The 20,990-nt window shown below is 61.2% G+C and carries 16 protein-coding genes; 8 read left to right on the plus strand and 8 right to left on the minus strand.

The features are described 5' to 3' along the window. Window positions 1–97 precede the first annotated feature (97 nt). Window positions 98–556 (plus strand): RcnB family protein, encoded by a 459-nt coding sequence (locus tag U5O12_RS17565; protein ID WP_322579891.1) that lies wholly within the window; start codon window positions 98–100, stop codon window positions 554–556. Here U5O12_RS17565 and U5O12_RS17570 read toward each other — a convergent pair. Both U5O12_RS17570 and U5O12_RS17575 read right to left on the minus strand, forming a co-directional pair. Beyond that, window positions 540–1,955 (minus strand): DUF3999 family protein, encoded by a 1,416-nt coding sequence (locus tag U5O12_RS17570; protein WP_322579892.1) that lies wholly within the window; start codon window positions 1,953–1,955, stop codon window positions 540–542. The two genes, U5O12_RS17565 and U5O12_RS17570, sit on opposite strands and share 17 nt — an antisense overlap. Next, entirely contained in the window at window positions 1,952–4,852 is a 2,901-nt protein-coding gene (locus tag U5O12_RS17575; RefSeq protein WP_322579893.1) for a DUF2339 domain-containing protein, read from the minus strand. Before U5O12_RS17575 ends, U5O12_RS17570 begins: the two co-directional genes overlap by 4 nt. Window positions 4,853–4,999: 147 nt before the next feature. On the opposite strand from U5O12_RS17575, the gene U5O12_RS17580 reads away from it, so the two are divergent. After that, window positions 5,000–6,145: an alpha-hydroxy acid oxidase gene (locus U5O12_RS17580; RefSeq protein ID WP_322579894.1), complete on the plus strand. Its 1,146-nt coding sequence runs from the start codon at window positions 5,000–5,002 to the stop codon at window positions 6,143–6,145. A 30-nt stretch (window positions 6,146–6,175) separates the two neighbouring features. Here the strand turns inward: U5O12_RS17580 and U5O12_RS17585 are convergent, their stop codons facing one another. Further along, window positions 6,176–7,537 (minus strand): ABC transporter substrate-binding protein, encoded by a 1,362-nt coding sequence (locus U5O12_RS17585; RefSeq protein ID WP_322579895.1) that lies wholly within the window; start codon window positions 7,535–7,537, stop codon window positions 6,176–6,178. A gap of 69 nt (window positions 7,538–7,606) precedes the next feature. On the opposite strand from U5O12_RS17585, the gene U5O12_RS17590 reads away from it, so the two are divergent. After that, window positions 7,607–8,869 carry a DNA polymerase IV gene (locus tag U5O12_RS17590; protein ID WP_322579896.1) on the plus strand — a complete coding sequence of 421 codons (1,263 nt, stop codon included), beginning with the start codon at window positions 7,607–7,609 and terminating at the stop codon, window positions 8,867–8,869. 103 nt (window positions 8,870–8,972) lie between these two features. Further along, the gene (locus tag U5O12_RS17595; protein WP_322578420.1) at window positions 8,973–9,953 is read left to right on the plus strand and encodes an IS30 family transposase; all 981 of its coding nucleotides are present in this window, start codon (window positions 8,973–8,975) and stop codon (window positions 9,951–9,953) included. Window positions 9,954–9,980: 27 nt separating this feature from the next. Here the strand turns inward: U5O12_RS17595 and U5O12_RS17600 are convergent, their stop codons facing one another. From U5O12_RS17600 to U5O12_RS17615, 4 genes are read right to left on the minus strand one after another with little or no spacing between them, the layout of a single operon-like run. Continuing rightward, window positions 9,981–12,497, minus strand: coding sequence for an ATP-binding protein (locus tag U5O12_RS17600; RefSeq protein WP_322579897.1), 2,517 nt, complete (start codon window positions 12,495–12,497; stop codon window positions 9,981–9,983). 14 nt (window positions 12,498–12,511) lie between these two features. Continuing rightward, on the minus strand, window positions 12,512–13,357 hold the full coding sequence (locus U5O12_RS17605; RefSeq protein WP_322579898.1) for an ABC transporter substrate-binding protein: 846 nt from the start codon (window positions 13,355–13,357) through the stop codon (window positions 12,512–12,514). Between the two features lies 1 nt (window position 13,358). Next, window positions 13,359–14,135, minus strand: coding sequence for an HD-GYP domain-containing protein (locus tag U5O12_RS17610; RefSeq protein ID WP_416221518.1), 777 nt, complete (start codon window positions 14,133–14,135; stop codon window positions 13,359–13,361). Beyond that, the gene (locus U5O12_RS17615) at window positions 14,132–14,497 is read right to left on the minus strand and encodes a response regulator (protein ID WP_322579899.1); all 366 of its coding nucleotides are present in this window, start codon (window positions 14,495–14,497) and stop codon (window positions 14,132–14,134) included. Before U5O12_RS17615 ends, U5O12_RS17610 begins: the two co-directional genes overlap by 4 nt. Window positions 14,498–14,615: 118 nt before the next feature. Between U5O12_RS17615 and U5O12_RS17620 the strand changes: the two genes are divergently transcribed. Together U5O12_RS17620 and U5O12_RS17625 are read left to right on the plus strand one after the other, a co-directional pair. Continuing rightward, complete coding sequence (locus U5O12_RS17620) at window positions 14,616–15,278, plus strand: response regulator (RefSeq protein WP_322579900.1); 663 nt, start codon at window positions 14,616–14,618, stop codon at window positions 15,276–15,278. Between the two features lies 1 nt (window position 15,279). Further along, window positions 15,280–16,029: a response regulator gene (locus U5O12_RS17625; RefSeq protein ID WP_322579901.1), complete on the plus strand. Its 750-nt coding sequence runs from the start codon at window positions 15,280–15,282 to the stop codon at window positions 16,027–16,029. Window positions 16,030–16,033: 4 nt separating this feature from the next. On the opposite strand, the gene U5O12_RS17630 is transcribed toward U5O12_RS17625, so the two are convergent. Next, on the minus strand, window positions 16,034–16,489 hold the full coding sequence (locus tag U5O12_RS17630; RefSeq protein ID WP_322579902.1) for a DUF1569 domain-containing protein: 456 nt from the start codon (window positions 16,487–16,489) through the stop codon (window positions 16,034–16,036). Window positions 16,490–16,754: 265 nt separating this feature from the next. On the opposite strand from U5O12_RS17630, the gene U5O12_RS17635 reads away from it, so the two are divergent. Beyond that, complete coding sequence (locus U5O12_RS17635; RefSeq protein ID WP_322579903.1) at window positions 16,755–18,314, plus strand: methyl-accepting chemotaxis protein; 1,560 nt, start codon at window positions 16,755–16,757, stop codon at window positions 18,312–18,314. A 30-nt stretch (window positions 18,315–18,344) separates the two neighbouring features. Next, the gene (locus U5O12_RS17640; RefSeq protein ID WP_322579904.1) at window positions 18,345–20,924 is read left to right on the plus strand and encodes an EAL domain-containing protein; all 2,580 of its coding nucleotides are present in this window, start codon (window positions 18,345–18,347) and stop codon (window positions 20,922–20,924) included. Window positions 20,925–20,990: the final 66 nt, after the last annotated feature.

A 20,990-nucleotide genomic window follows, 5' to 3' on the forward strand; every position in this document is an offset into this window, starting at 1 on the left:
AGGATGCAACCATTGCTTGCACAAAAGCGCAAAGGCTTTACCTGCCCGATACCTGGGCGGGGGACCATGCAAGCTCCTTCACTTCCATAGGCAGCTTATGAAATCCACCGCCATTGTGTGCACCATCGTCATCGCCAGCATGGGGTTTGGCACCCTGGCGCAGGCAGAGGGCCGTGGTCGACACGGGCCGGACGACGACCGGGGCAGCCAGCAGGACCGGGGACGCCACGACACCGGGCGTGGCCACGACCCACGCGACTCACGCCATGACCACCGGGATGACCGCTACGACAACCGGCACGATGAGCGCCGCGACACGCGGGGTTACAGCCGCTGGGATGGCCACCCCGGCTACTACGGCGCTCGCGGGCCCGACTTCCGCCGCGGCGGCTACTTGCCGCACGAGTACCGCCGGCCTATCTACGTGGTGAACAACTACTACGGCCACCACCTGCCAGCGCCACGCCGCGGCCACCAGTGGGTGCAGGTGGGCGCGGACTATGTGCTGATCGCGATTGCTACCGGCGTCATTGCGCAGATCATTTTGAGCCAGTGATCTGGCGCAGCAGGCCATAGGCCACACCCGCCAACACCAGCACCCCGGCCCCCAGCACCAGCCACAGCGCAGCGGTGCGCAAACTCACGCCGCTGGGCAGCAATTTGGCGGCCCAGAGCTGGGGTGCATCGGGCGGATCGGCCCGCAGCTGCTGCACCGCGGCGGCAGGCAATTCAGCCAACCTGGCCGGCGAAACAGAGCCCAACACACTGGCTTCCACGGCCGCCGATGGGGTGTTCGCGCGGCCTACGGCCAGCGTGAAAGGCCCGGGGCCCGATGCCAGCAGTGCAACTTGCAATGGTGCAAATTCCACCGTGGCATGGAGCCCGCCTGCAGGCAGCGTCTGGCCATTGCTGGCTTCCACACGCAGCGCCCGCACGGAGGTGGGTGGAAGCGCCAGCGCGCTGTTGCTGCTGCCCTGGCCCACGGTGTCCAAGCGGTAAACCACGCTGGACGCCAAGGCGCGCCAAGGCTGGCTTGCGTCGCTACGGCCCGAGATGCGCACGGGTACCAGCGTGTTGTCTTGTGTGGCTTGCAAATGCAAGGCCATCAGCGGCGTGGCAAATGGCAGCGCCCACACCAAGCTGTTGCCATCCGCCGCACCCGCGGGCAAGGCGGCGCGCACACGGGCAGGCTGCATATGGGGCATGGCCACCTGGCCGGTCAGCGCGCTGACCTGCACGCCTTCCTGCCCAGCCCAGCCCAAGCGCAGGTAACGCCCTTTCACATCGAACGGCTGCTGCAGTTCCAGCAGCGTGCTGTTGGGTGCATCGGCCCCGTCAAAACGAAACAGTGGCCCTTTCACCGGCACGGTCTGCCAGTCTTGCAAGTTGGCGCTGCTCTCCAGCTGCAGGTGTACCAGGGCATTGCGTGGCAGCTCGGCCTTCAGGCGCAGGGCAGACAGGGTGTGCTGCTCGGCCCGGGTGTCAAACAGGACGGCTTGCAGGGGCTGTGCGTCGGCAGGTACCGTCGCGCCTTTGGCGTCTGCGCTGCCCCATCGCACCCATGCACTCCCGGTGTTTGCACCGTCTGCCGACAAGCGCACCTCTACGGCACCGCGGGTAGCGGGCGTGCCGGTGGTGGTGGCAAACAGCGGATAGGCCGGATACGCGCGCGTTTGCACGGCCGGGGCGCTGCGCTCCAGGTCGGCCGGGCGCAGCAGCGCGTAGGGCACCACAGCGCCATCCGCGTTGAATACCCGCACATCGTGGCCCGCCGGGCTTTGCATGCGCAGCAAGGCCTCTACCGGCAGCTCGGCCCGCACCAGGCTGGCACCAGCGGGGAGCACCAGTTGGCCACGCCAGGCAAATTCGGCCGGGGCCGGTGTGTCAGCGGCCCATGCCACGTTCATCACACTGCACAGGGCCAGCAGCGCACGGGCAATTCGGGGCGTGCTCATGCGGCGCTCCCTCCTTCGCCATCTTGCGCATGCGGCTTGGCAGCGGGTGGGATGGGTGCAAAGTAGCCCACCACCAGCATCATCACGCCCACCGCAATAAAGGCCACGATGCGCTCGGAGCCACCGCGGTTGCTCAGGTCAACCAGGAACAGCTTGGCCACCGTCAGCCCCAGCAGGGCCGCGCCGCCCATCCACACCGGGCGTGCGTGGCGGCGGTGCGCCACCAGCATCAGACCCAAGGCCAGCAGCGTCCACAGAATCGAATAACCGGCCTGCACCAGGAATGACTCGAACAGGCGCCCGGCATCCCAGGGCACGGCAGCGTAGTGGTGCGCCACGCGCAGCCACACGGTATTGACCGCCACAAAGGCCAGCCCCGCCAACACCAGCGTCCAGCGCGCGTCAAATACCCAAACGGGCACCGGCAAATCGCTGTGGCGCACGCGGGTGAGCCACAGGGCCGCCGCCAACAACGCCAGCGCCACCGTCAGGTCAGTGGGGTTGAGCAAGGGCACATAGGGCAAGGGACGGGCATTGCCGTTGGACGACACGGCCACCAGCAAGGCCCCCAAGGCCACGGCTACCGCCAGCGGTACTGCGGCGGTCCACAGGTAGTCTTTGGCAAACCGGTCCAGCGGCCACACCCCGCGCACCCGGCTACCTGCGTCATACAGGCTGCGGCGGCACAGCGCCAGCAGCACCGCCACACTGGCCACCAAAAAGATGACCTGCGCCCAGGCCGTCCCGCCCAGCTCGGCCCGGCCCACGGCCCAGACCAGCAAGTTGCCCACCAGCAGCGCCAGCAGCCACACCCCCCCCGTGTGCACCACGCGCCACCAGCGCTGGGGCGCCAGCGCATCGAGCTTGCGCAGGGTCAGTGCATGCAGCACCAGGGTGAGCGGCCACACCAGCCAGCCCCAGGCCTGGAACACGTGGTCGAGCGCCACCACGCCTTCAAAAGCAAACAGCGCCATGATGGGCAAGGAGAACCAAGCCGGCGTGGCTGCAATGGCCCAGGGCTTGGCCCGCGTGGGCAAGGCCCAGCGATGCGCCACCCAGGCGCTAGCCACCCAGCCCAGCATTTCCAGGTGCGACTGCAATGCAGGGCCCAACACCGGCACCCAGTTGCCATCCGCCTCAGGCAAGGCACGTTCAATGTCGTGCAGCAGCGCAAACTGCCACCACAGAAAACCGACCCAAAACAACACGGGCGACAGCCTCTGCTCCAGCTTGGCCAGCAGCCAGCTGGCGCCTGAGCCCGATGCCGCAGGCGCGGCCGCGAACCTTGTCCAGTGCGCCAACGCCAGCGCCGATGCGGCCAGCAACACCGCACCAATGAAAGCCGGATTGGCAATCGGCCAGGCACTGGCATGCATCTGGTCCAGCCCGTTCAAGTAGCTGCCCGCGGCCAGCACTTGCAACACCAGCCCGGCCAGGCGCGCCAGCCAGCGGCCCTGGCGCTGCCCCATCCAGTACACGGCGGCCCCTTCGGCAGCCCAGACGGCGCTGGTCCAGCGCGCGTCCAGCGCCAGCGGCACCGCCAATGTGACAAACCCCAGGCCCAGCGCTGCAAAACATTCGGCCAACCACTGGCCCACGGCTTGGTTGGCGCCCTGGCGTTTGACCGCCCACCAGCCCAGCCCCAGGTACAAGGCGCCCAAGGCCAGCGCCGAGAAGGCGGTTGCGTATTCGATGTGGTTCACCAGCGCCGCCTGCAGGCCAAAGGCCACCAGCGGCGTGCCAAACACCAGCGTGGCGTCCACCGCCTGCTTGGGCGCCAGCGAATGGCGCGTGGCATAGAGCAAGCTGGCCAACAGGTAGATGGCGAAGAAGGCCAGCAAAAACGGTTCGGTGCTGGCAAAGTGCTCGGGCTGGTATTTGAGCGCACCCCAGGCCGTGGCCACGCCAAAGGTGGCAAAAAAGCCCAGCAGGTTCAACGGCCGCCAAGCGCGCAGCCAGGCCACCGCGACGATGGCGAGGTTCAGCACCAGGTAATAACTGAACAGGCCCACATGGCTACCCTGCCCCGTGGACACCAAAATGGGAGCTGCAAATGCGCCTGCAAAGCCAATAAAGGCCATGGGCATGGCGTTTTGCAAGAGTGCAATGGATGTGGAGAACACACACACCAGGCCCAGCACAGCAAATGCTGCGCCCGCTGGCAAGAACTGGTAGAGACGGAAGGCAGCAAAGACAGTGAGGTAGAGCACGGCCACGCCAGCCCCCTGCAAGGTCAGCGCATAAGCGAGCTTATCGGGCTGCCGGCCACGCAGTCGGAACCCCAATACAAACAGGGCAATGCCAAACACCCCGATACCGGCCAGGCGCAGCTCAGGCGGCAGCAAGGCGTTGTCCATGGCGAATTTGGCCAAAAAGGCCAAGCCCACAAACAGCACCAGTACACCCGCGCGCACGATGGTGTTGCCACCCAGCAGCCAGTTGCGGGCTGCGTCCAGGGCTCCACTGAATACGTTGGGCATGACCCATTCAGGGGTGTCGGGCAGATCTTCCACGCGGCCCACACGCTCGCGGGGTGGCACCGTAGCGCGTGCCGGCTGCGGGGCGTCCAAAAATTCGTCGGGCTCCTCTGCGGTCGCTGGTTGCGGGCGAGCAGCCGTGGCCACTGCTGCAGATGCCGTTGCGGGGCGAACAGCTCCGGCCATGGGTGCAGTGGGCGCAGCCGGTGCATCGGCCATTGGCGAAGCGGGCAAGGGGGCAGCAGTGCCTGGTCCAGCCAATTTGGCATTTTGCGCGGCGATCTCTCGGCGCACCACCATGCGCAGGGTCAAACCCGCAATAGCACCGAGGATGGCCCCTATAAACAGGCCCACCTCCTCGTCGTACTCCACGGTCAGAAAGCCAATGATGGCCCCCCAGATTGCGCCCCATATCACCATGCTGTGACTCCCTCGTGCTTGTTGTGTACCTGTGTGGCGGGCCAGTCTAGCCCAAGACCGGCGTAAATAATTTCAATCGACCATGGGCTGATTTCATGCACCGCTTGTCCCTGCACCGCTACCATTTGTGCCATTACAGGAGACACCATGCCCGTTATCACCAACATCGAAGACCTGCGCGTACTGGCCGAAAAGCGGGTGCCCCGCATGTTTTATGACTACGCCGACTCCGGCTCGTGGACTGAGGGCACCTACCGTGCCAACGAAGACGATTTCCAGAAAATCAAGCTGCGCCAGCGCGTGGCGGTGAACATGGAAAACCGCAGCACGGCCACCAAGATGATCGGTATAGACGCCAAGATGCCCGTGGCCATCGCCCCGGTGGGCCTGACTGGCATGCAACATGCCGATGGCGAAATCCACGCCGCACGGGCGGCCGAAAAGTTTGGCATTCCTTTCACGCTGTCCACCATGAGCATCTGCTCAATTGAAGACATTGCCGAGAACACCACTGCGCCGTTCTGGTTTCAGCTCTACATGATGCGTGACCGCGCTGCCATGGCCAAGATGATCGAACGCGCCCGCGCAGCACGCTGCAGCGCACTGGTGCTGACGCTGGACTTGCAGGTGATTGGCCAGCGCCACAAAGACCTGAAAAATGGTCTGACCGCCCCGCCCCGCCCTACCTTGGCCAACATCATTAACCTGGCCACCAAGCCACGCTGGTGCCTGGGCATGCTGGGTACCAAACGCCACACTTTCCGCAACCTGGTGGGGCATGTGGAGTCAGTCAGCGACATGAAATCTCTGGCGGCCTGGACCAATGAGCAGTTTGACCCTCGCCTGTCGTGGGACGACGTGAAGTGGGTGAAAGAGAAATGGGGTGGCAAGTTGATCCTGAAGGGCATTCAGGACGTGGAAGACGCCCAACTGGCCGTGGCCAGCGGGGCCGACGCGATTGTGGTGAGCAACCACGGCGGCCGGCAGCTGGATGGCGCGCCCAGCAGCATCAGCGCCCTGCCCGCCATCGTGGCGGCCGTGGGAAGCCAGATTGAGGTGTGGATGGATGGCGGTGTGCGCAGCGGACAAGACGTGCTCAAAGCCTGGGCACTGGGCGCCAAGGGCACCATGATCGGCCGCGCGATGGTCTATGGCCTGGGTGCCATGGGCGAGGCCGGTGTGACCAAGGCCCTGCAAATCATCCACAAAGAGCTGGACGTGACCATGGCCTTTTGTGGCCATACCAACATCCAAAACGTGGACCAAGGTATTTTGATTCCCGGCACCTACTAGGGCTTGCTACAGGCGCGCCGCATCGCCCGGTCAACGGTAACCGGCGGCCACCATGATGTCATTCACACGGCCCAAAATGGCACCCAAGGCCTGCTCAGGCGGCGTAACACCCGTTAAGCCCTGGTGAACCGCTGCCCCCAATGGGCCCGTGTTGATCTCATCCCACGGGGTGATGATGGGGCGCCAGTCAGGGGCGGCGTACTTGAGCTGCTCGCGCAGCAGCGCAAATTCGGGGTAGCGGCCTAGGAGGTCAGCATCTCGCAGGGTAGACAAGCGCATGGGGGCAGCCCCCAGATGGCAGAGCGCCTTGTCTTGCGCCTTGGAGGTGAGCCATTGCATCAGCAAAAAGGCGGCATTGGCCCGCTCCGACGTGCGAGCGATGGCCAAGCCCAAGCCCCCCGTCTGCGAGGCCCGGCGGGCACCGCGCGGGTGCAGTGCATACCCCACTTTGCCATCCACCCGGGACAGTGGCGAAGAGCGCACCGCACCAAAAATTGCGGTGGAATCCAGGTACATGGCGCTGCGCCCGTCCAAAAAGGCCTCCAGCATCTCGTTGTAGCCAAAGTTGGACATGCCTTCCGGGCCCGTGTCGGCAATCTCCTTGAGTAACTGCAGCGCCTGCACGCCCGGCGCTTGGTGAAATGTTGGCATCCAGCGTGAATCAAATACGCGCCCGCCCAGCGGATTGAAGTGCAACAGCCAGGCATGTACGCAGTTGTGCCCCATCTGCCCGCGTGAGGTGAGCGCGGCCATGCCGGCCTTGCTGCGCAACAACGGCAATAGGCGGCGCACCTGGGCGTAGTCGGTGGGCGGCTGCAACTGCAGCTTGGAAAATACATCGCGCCGGTACGCCAGCACCGAGGTCTCTGCGCCAAAGGGCAGTCCGTACAAACGGGCTCCCGGGCCAGGCAGGTAACCCTTGGGGCCACCCACCAGCCCAATGTTTTGCAAATAGCCGGGCACCACATCCGCGAGGTCAAAAGTGGGATCAGCCAGCACCGGGTTATTCAAAAAACGATCCAGCGGACGGATCAGCTGCTGCTGCACGTACTCACTCTTCCAGGTCACCACGTAAGTCACCAGATCCAACGAACTTTTCTCCTGGGCGAGGTCGGCGCGCTGGCGGTGCTTCATGCGCAGGATGTGCTCACGCGCCAGCTCCACCTTGATGCCGGTTTCTTCTGTGAACCGGGGCAGGAGTTTGACCATCGTGTCGAAATGGGGATGGTCTGGAATGCTGAAGGCAACTGTTTGCCCCCGGTACTTGGCGTACCGATCTGCCGCATTGCTGCTGGCCAGGGGCAAGCCCGCACCAAACACGGCAGCAGCCTGCTTCAGGACCCGGCGGCGCGACCGCAGGTCTGGAGACTTTAGTGTTGTCAACGACGTCATAACGACTCTAGGAACCGGGCTTGTGCCCGCCTCGATTGTGACACCAGACGCTTGGTATTCTTGGGGTTCATGAAACCGCAGCCCAGCCCGCCCATCCGGCGTATCGCCCATCTGGACATGGACGCGTTTTACGCGTCGGTGGAGCTGCTGCGCTACCCGCAGCTCAAGGGCCTGCCGGTAGTGATTGGTGGTGGGCGCCGCACGATGGACGATGCGCTGCGCGACCAGTATGCAGCGCTGCCCTTGCACGAAATTCCGCTGGCAGCGTTTCCACTACTGAAGGACTACACCGGGCGTGGTGTCATCACCACCGCAACCTACGCGGCACGTCAATTTGGCGTGGGCTCCGCCATGGGCATGATGAAAGCCGCCAAACTTTGCCCGCAGGCCATTCTTTTGCCGGTGGACTTTGCCCAGTACCGGCACTACTCGCAGCGCTTCAAGGCCATCATCACTGAGATTGCACCGCTCATGGAAAACCGTGGAGTAGACGAGGTCTACATCGACTTCACCGATGTGCCCGGTGGCCAGCGTGAAGGTGGTCGGGTGCTGGCACGCTTGATTCAGAAAGCCATTTTTGACGATACGGGCCTCACCTGCTCGGTAGGCGTGGCACCCAACAAACTGCTGGCCAAAATGGCCAGCGAGTTCCACAAGCCCAATGGCATTGCCATCGTGTACGACACGGATCTGGAACCCATGATCTGGCCGCTGGCCTGCCGCAAGATCAACGGCATTGGCCCCAAGGCCGACGCCAAGCTCAAAAGCCATGGCATTGAGACCATAGGCCAGCTGGCGGCCAAGGATTTACAGTGGCTCATGGACACATTTGGCCAACGCACGGGGGCCTGGATGTTTGATGCAGCGCGCGGACGCGACGACCGTCCCATCGTGCTGGAAAGCGAGCCAGTGAGCATCAGCCGCGAAACCTCATTCGAGCGCGACTTGCATGCCGTGCGTGACAAAGCGGAACTGGGTGACCTCTTCACGCGCCTGTGCGAGCAATTGGCCGACGACCTGCAGCGCAAGGGCTACGTGGGCAAGACGATTGGCATCAAGCTCAAGTACGAAGACTTCACGGCGGTCACACGCGACATCACCATCGAGCATCACATCAGCGACGCCGGGGACATACGCCGCGTGGCGGGCCTGTGCCTCAAGCGCGCACCGCTGCACAAGAAGCTGCGGCTGCTAGGGGTACGCATGGGTGCCTTGGTACGCGCTGAAGAAGCCCTGAATTTAAGGAAAAAACAAGCACTAGAGCCCGTGGATACTGCGCGAACAGCTATATATTCAGGAGCAGAGGACTCCCAGACCAGACAACTGTTTTGAGGCGCGGATTCAAGTCCGAAGTGCAACTTTGTAATTAACCGGTTGGGTGGGCGAGATGTGAGAGCATCCGAGCCCCTCGACCGCCAAGTCAAAGTTGCCCTGAATGACCTATACACATCTCACCCAAGACGAACGCTACCAGATTGCCATCCTCGCCAAAGCCCATCATGACCAAAGTAGCATTGCGCAACTGATGGGGCGCCACAAGTCAACCATTAGTCGGGAGCTGCGCCGCAACCGGGGTTTGCGCGGCTACCGCCCCAAGCAAGCCCATCAGCTCTCACAGGAGCGTATGTCTGCCTGCCAAAACGGCCGCAGGATTGCTGATGCGATATGGGTCGTGGTGGATAGCAAACTTGACCTTGCCTGGAGTCCCGAACAAATCAGCGGCTACCTTGAAGTCAATGGGCAACCGGGCGTCAGTCATGAGAGCATCTATCAGCGGATCTACGCCGACAAACGATGCGGTGGCACTTTGCACCAGACGCTACGCTGCCAAAAGGCCCGCAAGAAGCGTTACGGGGGCCGTGAGCGGCGTGGCACCATTCCCAATCAGGTCTCGATAGAGCTACGCCCCGACATCGTGGACCAGCGCGCCAGATTTGGGGACTGGGAGGCTGATCTGGTCATCGGTGCAGGGCAGAAGCAGGCGCTGGTGACGATGAACGAGCGCACCTCTCGCTATTCTTTGATCGCCCACGTGCCATTCAAGACGGCCCAAGCCGTGGGCGACACCATGATTGCCTTGTTGCAGCCGTTCGCACATTGCGTGCACACACTCACGACGGACAATGGCAAGGAGTTTGCGCAGCATGAGCGTGTGGCCTCATCCCTGAACGCAGACTTCTTCTTTGCGCATCCCTATGCCTCCTGGGAGCGCGGGGCCAACGAAAACATGAACGGTCTTATCCGTCAGTTCTTCCCAAAGAAGATGGCCTTTGATTCCATCAAGCAAAAGGACATTGCCTTTGCCATGGATCGCCTCAATCATCGTCCCAGAAAGTGCCTGGGCTTCAAGACGCCCCATGAAGTTTTTATGAACCAGTTACAGTTCCATCAACAAGCCGTTGCACTTCGAGCTTGAATCCGCCAGGTCTTGCACTGGGTGACCTCAGTAAAGGGTTTGAAAATCCGTCTCGCGTTGGGCGCTGCGTCGGGCTGGCAGGTAGATGCGGAAGATGGCACCACCGTCTGCGGCGTTGTCTGCCGTGATGCGTCCACCGTGCGCTTCCATGATGGTTTTGCAAATGGCCAGGCCCAGCCCGGTACCACCAGAACCATCCTGGGTTCGACTGGACTGCACAAAAGCCTCAAAAATCCGGTCCAGCTCTGCCGCTGGAATGCCCGCGCCGTGGTCGCGCACGCTGATGCAGATGTGGTCGTCCCCTGTCAAATACGCAAGGACCTCTATACCGGTCTGCGCAGGGGCGAATTTGATGGCATTGGCCACCACATTGCGCACCACCTGGGCAAACCGTACCGGGTCCACCTTGGCAATCAGGGGTGCTGGCCCCAGCTGCGCATCCACAGCCAGACTCTTGGCGTGGATTTGGGGCGTCAGCTCCTGCAACACGGGGCCGATGAGACCGCGAATGTCCGTGCGCTCTAGGTTGACGGCCCCCAACGTGCTGGCGATTTTTGAAACGTCCAGCAAATCGTTCACCAAGGCCAGCATGCGGGCGCCAGCCGCATGGATGTCAGTGAACATGCCCATGATTCGGGGTTGCTCCTTGCCACGCATCATGCCCAGCTCGGAGAAGCCCAAGATGGATTGCAGGGGCGTCCGCAGCTCGTGGCTGATATTGGCGATGAAGTCGGATTTGGTGCGCGACGACTCTTCCGCCGCATGCCGGGCTGCATCCTTGGCGCGCTCGGCGGCGCGGAACTCACTGACGTCCATCATCGTGCTCAACAGGCCACCATTGGCATGCTGGTCGTCGCCGGGCAAGACCACTTTGGTGATGATCACCTCGCGCAGGCTACCGTCACGATGCCGAATCGTAGATTCGTAGCGCAAGGTCCCCCCCGAGCGCCACACCTGCGCATCTTTCTCCGCATGAAACGCGGCATCTGCAGCCCCCATAAATGCTTTGCCGGGCTGTCCCATGACGCGCTCACGGCTCAGGCCGGTGAAGTCTTCCCAGGCCCGATTGACAGAAACAAAACGCCCCCACCGGTCAAATGTCGCCACGGGCAAAGGGCTGATCTCCAGCAAGAAAGCTACGAAGTCAAGCTGGTGCTGCAAGGCACTTTCTGCGGCCAGCCGCTCGGTGACATCGACTGCACTGCCCGCAAAACCAATGATCTGGTCGCCCTCCCACAGGGGCACCACAGCGACGTCAAACCGATGCAAGCTGCCATCACTGGCCCGCATGCTTGCAGTTTGCGTGCGCACCGGGGCGGTGTTTTCCAGATCAAAAAGTTGGGAGATACCGGCGCGGTCCGCCTCACACACCCACTCGGTCAAGGCATGGTTCTCCGCCTGTTCCACGCTATGGCCCGTCATGTTGACCCAGCGCTCGTTGACATAGGTGAGCACACCGGTGGGGTCAGTGCGAAAAAGCAGCTCCTGGACACTTTTGACGAGCACATGCAAATCATCTTCCTTGCGGGCTACCTCTGCGCGGGCACTTAGTAGGGCTACCAAGCCCAGCTCGCGGGCACGCAGGCTGCGGCGAATACCCACGGTCATGAGGACCACAAACAGCACCGATACGACTGCGGCCGCAATAAACCATCGGACCGACGTGAACCAATGGTCGCGCGTGGCGCTCAGGGGCTGCTCCACCACCACCACCAAAGGACGGCTTTTGGATAGCCGAAACGAAACGACCTGGGCCCCCGGAGACGCTCCATCTCCTTGGTAGGTGAAGTGTTCGGTAGCAGGCAAAAATTTGCGGAATACAGGGTGCTCTTCAAACACCGTGCCCGGACTTACGGACCGAGGACCACTGCTGACCAGAACCTCGCCTTGGTAACTTAACAGGTACACACTGTCTTGCTGCTCCCCCAGCGTCAGGAGCTGGAAGCTGGACAAAAAGTCCGGGTTGATGAGCGCAACGAGCAGCAACACGTTGCCATCGCTGGTCCGCGAACTGCGGATGAACGGAATGAAACCGATGCCGCTAGCGGAGGACGCTGACGTAGCCGCCAGGGCGCTGAGTCCGCGTCCGGGCCGGTAGCCCCCCAGTGCCTCACGCCCCGGCGCAGGCAATGCACCCAGCCTGTCGAGTGGAATGGCCAGTCCAACGTCGCTGGCAGCGGTACTGGCCAGCACATGCCCTTTGCCATCCAGCAAGTGCAGGCTGCGCACAAAGGGCAAAGCGGCCAAAGCCTGTGCCAACAAGGGATCTGCCTTGTGGTGTTGCGCCATGTCTGGCGCGTTCAACTGGCCGCTGATATAGGTCAACACCAGCGACGAAGTCTCCACCGCACGCGTTGCATGGTCTTCAATCACCCGTGCTTCCAGCGCACTCCTTACCCGGTCCGATTCGAGCACCTCCTGGTACTGGTATGAACCCAGCCACACTACCGCGGCGACCACCGCCAATGACAGCACAAGCCCAAAAGCGGTGGCGAGCGCCGACATGCGGCGCAAGGTGTGAGGAGAAAACTCGGACTCTTGCATGCGGCGCTGCAAGCCTATTCACTCACCACAATCGGCAACAAGCCGTGGCGAGCGGCCGCTGCGCGCAGGCGACCGTCTTTTTTGATGCGCGCCACAAATCCGTCGATCACAGCCAACCAGGCGTCATCCCCCGGCTTGACGGCATAACCATAGGGCAACACCGAAAAGGGCGTGGGGGGCGCTATGAGCTTGGCCCAGTCCGCATTGCTGAGCAATCGGCGGCTGTAGGGAAAGTCGGTCATGAAAACATCGATGCGCCCCGCCTCCAGTTCACGCTCACGCGTCAGGGGTGGCTTGATCACTACCATCTCGGCCCGCGTGAGTTTGGCTTTCATGACCGGCTCCATGAAAGTCCCACCCTGCACGCCCACCAGGACTCCCGGCTGGTCGATGTCAGACCATTGGCGCACAGTACGGTTGCTTTTGGTACTAATGGCGTAAATGTCGCTTTGCATGTAGGGCCGCGAGAACTTGAGATGTTGCATGCGCTGTGCCAGCATGCCCACCGCGAACATGGCGACATCGCATCGGTCAGCGATCACATCGTCCACCAAAGTGGTAAACGATGAATCCACGTAGTGCACCTTGGCCTTGAGGTCTTTGCCAAGCTCTGCGGACAGATCGATGTCCACGCCCTCCAGCTGTTGGGTGTTGGGGTTGCGGTGGCTCACGCCAAAGTAATCAGGCCAGATACACACCCGCACGGTGTCGGTCGCCTTGACGCGGTCAAGCGCACCGGCTGCCATGGTCGGAGAGGCCGCAGCCAACCCCACAAGCAGGGACAACGCCCACAGCAGTCGGTTTGACTTGCGCGCTTGAATAGGACCGACTCGGCCTTGGGTTTCTTTTTTCTTAGTCATCCTAAACTCCTCCGTTGACCAGATCCGAATAACTCAGGTGACTGGCGTTGATGCGCTCCCGCAGGGCATTGAGTTCAGCGGCGTTAGCCAAGAATGTATCCACAATCTCCGGGTCAAATGCCTTCCCCCGCTGTTCCAGCAGCATCTCCAAAGCCACCTCCACAGACATGGCCTTGCGGTACACCCGGTCCATGGTCAGGGCGTCAAAAAAGTCTACGACCGCCACGATGCGGCCGGACAATGGAATAGCCTGCCCGGCCAAGCGGGACGGGTACCCGTTTCCATCCCAGCGCTCATGGTGCGACAAGGCCAGCTCCGCCGCCAGCTGAAACAGTGGAATGCGTGAACGACCCAGTATTTCTGCGCCCATGCGGGAATGTTCGTTCATGACAGCGCGCTCCTCCGGATCAAACGCACCCGGCTTCTTGAGTACACGGTCAGGGATTCCGATCTTGCCGATGTCGTGCATGGGCGACGCTTTGCGGAGCATGGCGGCCTTGGCAGGCGACTCTCCCAGCAGCAACGCCAAGGCTTCCGACAAAAAACCAATACGAATGATGTGGACACCGGTGTCGTCGTCTTTCAGGTCTGCCGCCAATGAAAGACGAAAAAGGGCCTCGTGGTGTGCGTTCGCTACCTCGTTGAGCGCATCGTTGCGTTCGCGGTACATGCGCCCAAAGTCGCCCACCAGACGCTCCATCTGCATCGACGCCTCCAGAGAGAAGCTGTTGCTTCCGCAAGAAGCTTCCGGCAGGTTGGCTGAGGGTTTTGCTGTCATGCAGCCTCCCACTGGGCGTTAATGGTCTCAATCAGCTCCAGCGGACTGAACGGTTTAACCAGATACGCGTCGGCTCCGGCCTGCATTCCAGCCTCCAAATCTTCGCTGCGGCCCCGCGCCGACAGCAACACGACGCGAGGCGATTTGTATTGGATCTTGACCATGGAACACACGTCCAGGCCATTGAGCCCGCCGGGCATCATCACGTCAAGCAGCAACAAATCGGGCTCAAACTCCTGGGCCATGGCTAGCGCAGAGTCTCCGTCCACGGCCTCGCGGATCTCGTAATTGTCAAACTCCAGCGTCATGCGGATCAGGCGCCGAATGTCGGCATGGTCTTCCACAATCAAAATCTTTTTCATAGGCCATCGCCGCGCGCAGCGGCACCGTTGGTAGGTATCAATACGCAAATCATATGTATCATTTATATCATTTGCAACCTTTTTTAAAAAAAGTTGATGTTTTTGTTAGACTTATTTGATGCAATCAAACGATCCCTCTCCGTCCACGGTCATCGCAAATGACCATGTCACCACGCTGGAGGCAGCACGCCTGCTGGGACTGGCCGTACGTTCCGTCCAGTTGATGGTGGACCGGGGCCAACTCGAAGCTTGGAAAACTCCGGGTGGCCACAGGCGCATTTCCCGCGCATCGGTAGAACGCTGGCGCCTTGGCGAACGAACCAATACTGTCCCCTCGGGGCTGGTGGCACGCGCACCAAGCCAGGGGGCTGGCGTATCCCAAGTGCCGTCACGCAACGGCCCCCGGGTGTTACTGATCGAGGATTCAGCCCATTTCCAGAACCTGATCAAACTGCTGCTAGGTCAGCAGTTCCCAGAGGTGGAACTCTTGACGGCCAGCGACGGCATATCCGGCCTGGCCATGGTGGGGCAATACCAACCTGATGTGCTGATGGTGGACATCCTGCTGCCCGGCATAGACGGCGCAGCATTGATTACCAGCCTGCGCGCCATGCCCCAGTTCCAGGCCATGCAAATCATCGTGGTGACATCACTGGACACCCAACAACTCGCTCCGTATGCCTTCGCCCTGCACGACATTGCGGTGGTGCACAAGCCGCAGTTGGTCGTAGCGCTCCCCGGATTGCTCCATGCGTGCCTGAACAAACTTGCGGTGCAATAAAGTGGCCCCCACACAAGCCCGCATCCTCTTGGTCGACGACGACCCGGCTTTGCGACGTTTTGTGCAGATGGCATTGGAGGACATGCCACTGCAGCTCATCACATGTGACCGGGTAAGCGCTGCAGTGCAAGCATTGGAAGAAGACCCCGTTCAGATCATCGTGACCGATCTCATGATGCCGGGGGAATCGGGGCTGGGATTGCTGCAACGCCTGAAAGAACAACCCGCTTTGCGCGGCCCGGCACGCGTGGTGGTGCTCAGTGCAGGCTTGACCCCCGCCAGACGGGAAGAGCTGGTACATATGGACGTCTGGTGCCTGCTGGACAAGCCGGTGTCCGTCATGCAATTGGTGGATTGCATCCAAGAAGGGCTATCGCCCTACCCCGCAAAAGCAGCGGCACCCGCAACACCAGCCACCTTGCCTGCGAGTGCTGCGCGTGCGCATGCGCAAGCGGCGATTGATGAATTTTTCGCTGGCAATGGAGACCTCTACAGGGCCTACCGGAGCACATGTTTGGCCCAGTTTTCGCACGATCTAAACAACGGCGATACCGCAGCGGCTGCCCAAGATCTGATCTCTCTGCGCCACTTGGCCCATAACGCCAAATCCGTATTGCGTATGCTGGGTTATCCGTTGCAGAGCACCCAAGCCCATGGCGTGGAAGAGGATTGCACTGCAGGGCGGGCTACAGAAGCGCTAGAAGGATGGCAGGTTTTGCGTGCTGCCTTGCTGGCGATCGGCAAGCCCTAAACCCTTAGGCTACGGTAATTTCATCCTGGTGGTTGGCAATGTGGAGTGTGTGCGCCAAAGCAAAGTCGGACCGGCTTAAAACACCGTAGGCAAAGTGCGGTTTAAGCGGCCCGACGTAGGCCTGGAAACGTTGTACAGCGCTACGCAAACGCACAATGCCGGGTTTGAAGTCATCGCTCTGCGGCAAAGCAGGGGCACCGGGAATTGGCTCCGTCAACCCGTGCGACATCTTGCCGCGCAGCCGGAATACGGCAAACGCCGCCGTCCCCAACGTAGACTGAAACAAGGCACTTTTGGGCTCCGGAAAACCGTCCATGCTCATGTCCACACTCTGCGCCATGTGCTCTAAAACCGCTGACATCTTCCATGCGGTAGTGCTTTGCACCTGGGCAGCCCGCTCCAAGCGGTCCAGCCAACGCATGACATCGTCCAGCGACTGAACTTTCGGGGTATCGGCCATGGCGGCTCCTGTAGTAAGAGCAAGGGGGGTGAGAAGAAAGTGGCGGCGGTACATGGAAAAATCATACCGCCATTGCGAAAAGACTAACTAACTCTGTCCAGAGTCGCAAAAGTCACAACCCGACATTCGAGCGAAAACATGACTCAAATCAATTAGGCCTCATGTAGGGCATTTGCCCTTGTTGACTTGTCAGCCGGGATTGTTGCTAAATGTTCTTGCAATTGATCCATAGCAATTTGAAACATACCTCTACGGGAGCGGGCCTATGCGCACAAATCTGCCGGTGACTCAGCGGGAATACGAGTATCCAGCGGGCCGAATGCTGGTGTCCATGACAGACACCACGGGCATCATCACCCACTGCAACCATGCCTTCGTGGAAACCAGCGGATATACCTATGAGGAGCTCATCGGTCAGCCTCACAATTTGGTTCGGCACCCGGACATGCCACCCGAAGCCTACAAAGACATGTGGCAGACCATTGGCCGCGGTCAACCTTGGACAGCACTCGTCAAAAATCGTCGCAAGAACGGCGACCACTACTGGGTACAGGCCAATGTCACCCCCATCTTGGAAAATGGCAAGCCCAAAGGTTATATGTCGGTGCGTATCAAGCCCAGCCGCCAGGACGCGCAGGCGGCAGAGGCGCTGTATGCACAAATGCGCGCTGACAGCCAGACCGGTAAAAGTTCCATCTACCTGCGCGGCGGCGAAGTGCGCCACCGCGGCCCGCGTGGCTGGATCGGTGCCCTCACCCGCATAACCCTCACCACACGTCTGGGACTGGCCCTGCTAGGCATGGCACTGGTGGGCATGTTGCCGCAGTTCTTTGGTTTGCAGGGCTGGGAGGCAGTCGCTGCACAACTGGTGTCCCTGTTGATTGGGGGAGGCTGTGTGCTGGCATGGTTCCAGCTGCGATTTGCAGCCGCTATGGGCGCAGCAGAGAGTTTTGCTGGCGACTTGGCGGGCTGCAACCTCACCACTACGGTAGAGGGCCAATTCCCACCGCCGCTGGGTACGATGATCCGCGCCCTGCGGCAAATCCAAATCAACTTACGCGCCGTGGTGGGTGATGTGCGCGGAGAGATTGAAATTTTCACGCGCTCTGCGGCTGAAATTGCCGAGGGAGGCATGGACTTATCGGCGCGCACAGAGTCCCAGGCCAGCAGCTTGGAAGAGACGGCCGCATCGATGGAGGAGTTGTCCAGCACCGTCAAACAAACCGCCGACACGGCCGCCCGTGTATCGAGCCAGAGTGCCAAGAGTACCGAAGTTGCCACGCAGGGGGGCAATGCCGTGCACCAAGTGAGCGAAGCCATGCAGGCCATTGATGCCTCCTCCGGCAAAATGCGAGACATCATTGGTGTCATCGAAGGCATTGCCTTCCAGACCAATATTCTGGCCCTGAACGCTGCAGTGGAAGCCGCGCGTGCCGGGGAACAGGGCCGCGGGTTTGCCGTTGTGGCTACCGAAGTACGTGCCCTGGCACAACGCAGTGCCGTGGCGGCGAAAGAGATTCGCGAACTGATCGCCCAGTCCTCGGAGCAGATATCGTCGGGTTACCACCAAATGACCGGAGCGGGGCGCACCATCGACGAAGTGGTGAAATCAGTACGCGAAGTCGGCGACCTGATTCAACTCATTGGCAGCGCCACCAAGGAACAGGCCATTGGCATTGCCCAGGTCAACGAAGCTGTTACCCAGCTGGATACCGTCACGCAGCAAAACGCCGCACTGGTGGAAGAGTCTGCGGCATCGGCGGCCGGGCTCAACTCCAGTGCTGCCACTCTGGCGCGCTCAGTCCAGGTGTTCAACCTTCCCTGATCTGGGGCCAACACGGCTACAGCGTTGACCATGTCCGCCCAGCAGCTCAACGAGCTGCCATCAACCGATCTGCAGCGTCTGCTGGACGCTGCGCCGATTCCCCTCTTCGTCAAGAACACACGGGGGCACGTGCTGTTTTTGAACCAAGCGTGGCGCAACACTCTTGCGCTAGGCGAAGGCCATTTGACACCGGGCGCGGTCGACGCTTTGTTCACACCGGAGCAAATGGCGCAATTTGCAGCGCAGGACATGGAAGTGTTTGCCCGAGGACACGCCGTTAGTAACGAAGACTTGGTGTGGCATTCGGACCCGGTACACCGCCGCCTCATGCACACCACGCTGGCCCCGGTATTTGATGCAACCGGTGCACCGCAATTTTTGGTGGGCACAACACAAGACATTACGGAGCAAAGGCACCTGGAGCAGCAAGCCCGGTCTGAGCGAAAGCTGCTGGAAATGCTGGTCAGCCAAGCGTCGATCAGCGACATCATGCACAGCTACATTGGCGACTTTGAGGCCACTTTTCCTGATGTGCAGTGCTCCGTGCTGCTGCTGGACGACGACGGCGTCCACCTGCGCCACGGCGCTGCGCCCAGCCTGCCGCCGGCCTACTGCGCCGCGTTGGACGGTGTGACCATCGGTCAGGGTGTGGGCTCCTGTGGTACCGCCGCCTTTACGGGGAGAGACGTATTGGTAGCGGACATAGCCAATGACATTCTCTGGAAGGACTACCGTGAACTCGCACTGGGCTATGGTCTCAAGGCCTGCTGGTCAATTCCCATCCGTTCATCGCAGGGCCGTACCTTGGGTACCTTTGGCAACTACTACCAGCATGTACGGGCGCCTTCCGAGGCCGAATTGCAGGCCATCCAGCGCAGCGCCTACCTTTTGGGCTTGGCCATTGAGCGCGACAGGCATGCGCACAAGCTGGAAACCAACCGGCGCGCACTGGAGGACGCGGGACGCTACCGCCAGGCCATCCTCGACAGCATGGTGGACGGCCTGCTGACCCTGGACCCGCAGGGCAACATTCTGGGCTACAACAACGCCACCGGCCACATGCTGGGGCTACCCACCGATCCGGCGCAGTGCGGCGCTCTTTCAGATTGGCTGGCTACACAGGCCGATATACCGGCGCTGCTGCGAGAAGTAGACACTTTGGGCGGCAGCGGAAAAACCGTGGAAGCCCGTGCAAGGCGCCATAGCGGCGGCAGCTTCCCGGTGAACCTCTCGTTCTCACGGATTCCGGACGTTGCACCTCAGAGTTACGTGGTGCTGTTGCGCGACATCACACAACAGCGCCAAGACGAAGAAGAAATCCGCCGCCTGGCGTTTTACGATCCCTTGACCGGCTTGCCCAACCGCCGCCTTTTGATGGACCGCGTGCGCCATGCCATGGCCAATGCGGCAAGGCTGCATCAACATGGCTCTTTGATGTTCCTGGATCTTGACCACTTCAAGCTCTTGAATGACACCTTGGGCCACGATATAGGTGATGAGTTGCTCCAACAAGTCGCCACGCGCCTGCGCAACTGTGTACGCGAAGGTGACAGCGTGGCGCGTCTGGGCGGAGACGAGTTTGTGGTGCTGCTTGAAGGACTGAGCCCGCAGGCCGGCGAGGCCGCCGCGCAGGCCGAACTGGTAGCACACAAGATATTGGACACCTTGGCACATCCCTACAGCCTGCGCCAGCACCAATACAACAGCACCCCAAGCATCGGTATTGTGGTGTTCATGCAAGACCACGAAAGCATGGATGACCTGCTCAAAAAGGCCGACGTAGCCATGTACCAAGCCAAGGCCGCGGGACGCAACACTGCGCGTTTTTTCGACCCGGTGATGCAGGCAGCCGTGGCCACCCATGCCAAACTGGCCAAGGAAATTCGCCTGGGTCTGCAGCGCCAAGAGTTTGTTCTTTACTACCAATTGCAGGTCGACCGGCAGGGCCGTGGCTTGGGAGCCGAGGCACTGGTGCGATGGAACCACCCCGCCCGGGGCCTGGTGGCGCCAGGGCATTTCATCCCTCTGGCTGAGGAGACCGGCATGATTTTGGCGCTGGGCCAGTGGGTACTGGAAACCGCCTGCGCCCAACTGGTGGTTTGGGGCCAACACCCTGCTACCGCCGACTGGACCGTGGCGGTGAACGTCAGTGCCTCGCAGCTGGCGCAAGCGGAGTTTGTCCAGCATGTGGCGCAAGCCTTGCGCCAGTCAGGTGCTCCGGCACAGCGACTCAAGCTCGAAATCACCGAGAGCATGCTGGCCAATGACATGGAAGACATCATTGACAAGATGGGGGCCATCAAGGCCTTGGGTGTGAGCTTTTCGCTGGACGACTTCGGGACTGGCTACTCCTCGCTGTCATACCTCAAACGTCTGCCGCTGTCGCAGCTCAAAATCGACCAGTCTTTTGTACGCGACGTGCTGACCGACCCCAGCGACGCAGTGATCGCCCGAACGGTAGTGGCGCTGGGCCACAGTCTTGGCTTGCATGTCATTGCCGAAGGTGTGGAATCGGAAGCGCAGCGTGATGTACTGGCAGAGATGGGGTGTGACGCCTTTCAGGGTTACTTATTCGGCCGTCCGGCTCCTGCACAAGAAGCAGTCGCTTAGGGCTTTGCAGACCCGCTAGACTTGGCGCAAGGAAGATAAGCGGACTGCACCCACGCCACAGAAGCG

Source organism: Rhodoferax sp., assembly GCF_034519335.1.
Classification (GTDB): Bacteria; Pseudomonadota; Gammaproteobacteria; order Burkholderiales; family Burkholderiaceae_C; genus Allorhodoferax.

Bases quoted from the DNA above. Each gene is read 5' to 3' on its own strand.
- U5O12_RS17565 (WP_322579891.1), top strand. From the start codon at position 98: ATGAAATCCACCGCCATTGTGTGCACCATCGTCATCGCCAGCATGGGG.
- U5O12_RS17570 (WP_322579892.1), bottom strand. From the start codon at position 1,955: ATGAGCACGCCCCGAATTGCCCGTGCGCTGCTGGCCCTGTGCAGTGTG.
- U5O12_RS17575 (WP_322579893.1), bottom strand. From the start codon at position 4,852: ATGGTGATATGGGGCGCAATCTGGGGGGCCATCATTGGCTTTCTGACC.
- U5O12_RS17580 (WP_322579894.1), top strand. From the start codon at position 5,000: ATGCCCGTTATCACCAACATCGAAGACCTGCGCGTACTGGCCGAAAAG.
- U5O12_RS17585 (WP_322579895.1), bottom strand. From the start codon at position 7,537: ATGACGTCGTTGACAACACTAAAGTCTCCAGACCTGCGGTCGCGCCGC.
- U5O12_RS17590 (WP_322579896.1), top strand. From the start codon at position 7,607: ATGAAACCGCAGCCCAGCCCGCCCATCCGGCGTATCGCCCATCTGGAC.
- U5O12_RS17595 (WP_322578420.1), top strand. From the start codon at position 8,973: ATGACCTATACACATCTCACCCAAGACGAACGCTACCAGATTGCCATC.
- U5O12_RS17600 (WP_322579897.1), bottom strand. From the start codon at position 12,497: ATGCAAGAGTCCGAGTTTTCTCCTCACACCTTGCGCCGCATGTCGGCG.
- U5O12_RS17605 (WP_322579898.1), bottom strand. From the start codon at position 13,357: ATGACTAAGAAAAAAGAAACCCAAGGCCGAGTCGGTCCTATTCAAGCG.
- U5O12_RS17610 (WP_416221518.1), bottom strand. From the start codon at position 14,135: ATGACAGCAAAACCCTCAGCCAACCTGCCGGAAGCTTCTTGCGGAAGC.
- U5O12_RS17615 (WP_322579899.1), bottom strand. From the start codon at position 14,497: ATGAAAAAGATTTTGATTGTGGAAGACCATGCCGACATTCGGCGCCTG.
- U5O12_RS17620 (WP_322579900.1), top strand. From the start codon at position 14,616: ATGCAATCAAACGATCCCTCTCCGTCCACGGTCATCGCAAATGACCAT.
- U5O12_RS17630 (WP_322579902.1), bottom strand. From the start codon at position 16,489: ATGGCCGATACCCCGAAAGTTCAGTCGCTGGACGATGTCATGCGTTGG.
- U5O12_RS17635 (WP_322579903.1), top strand. From the start codon at position 16,755: ATGCGCACAAATCTGCCGGTGACTCAGCGGGAATACGAGTATCCAGCG.
- U5O12_RS17640 (WP_322579904.1), top strand. From the start codon at position 18,345: ATGTCCGCCCAGCAGCTCAACGAGCTGCCATCAACCGATCTGCAGCGT.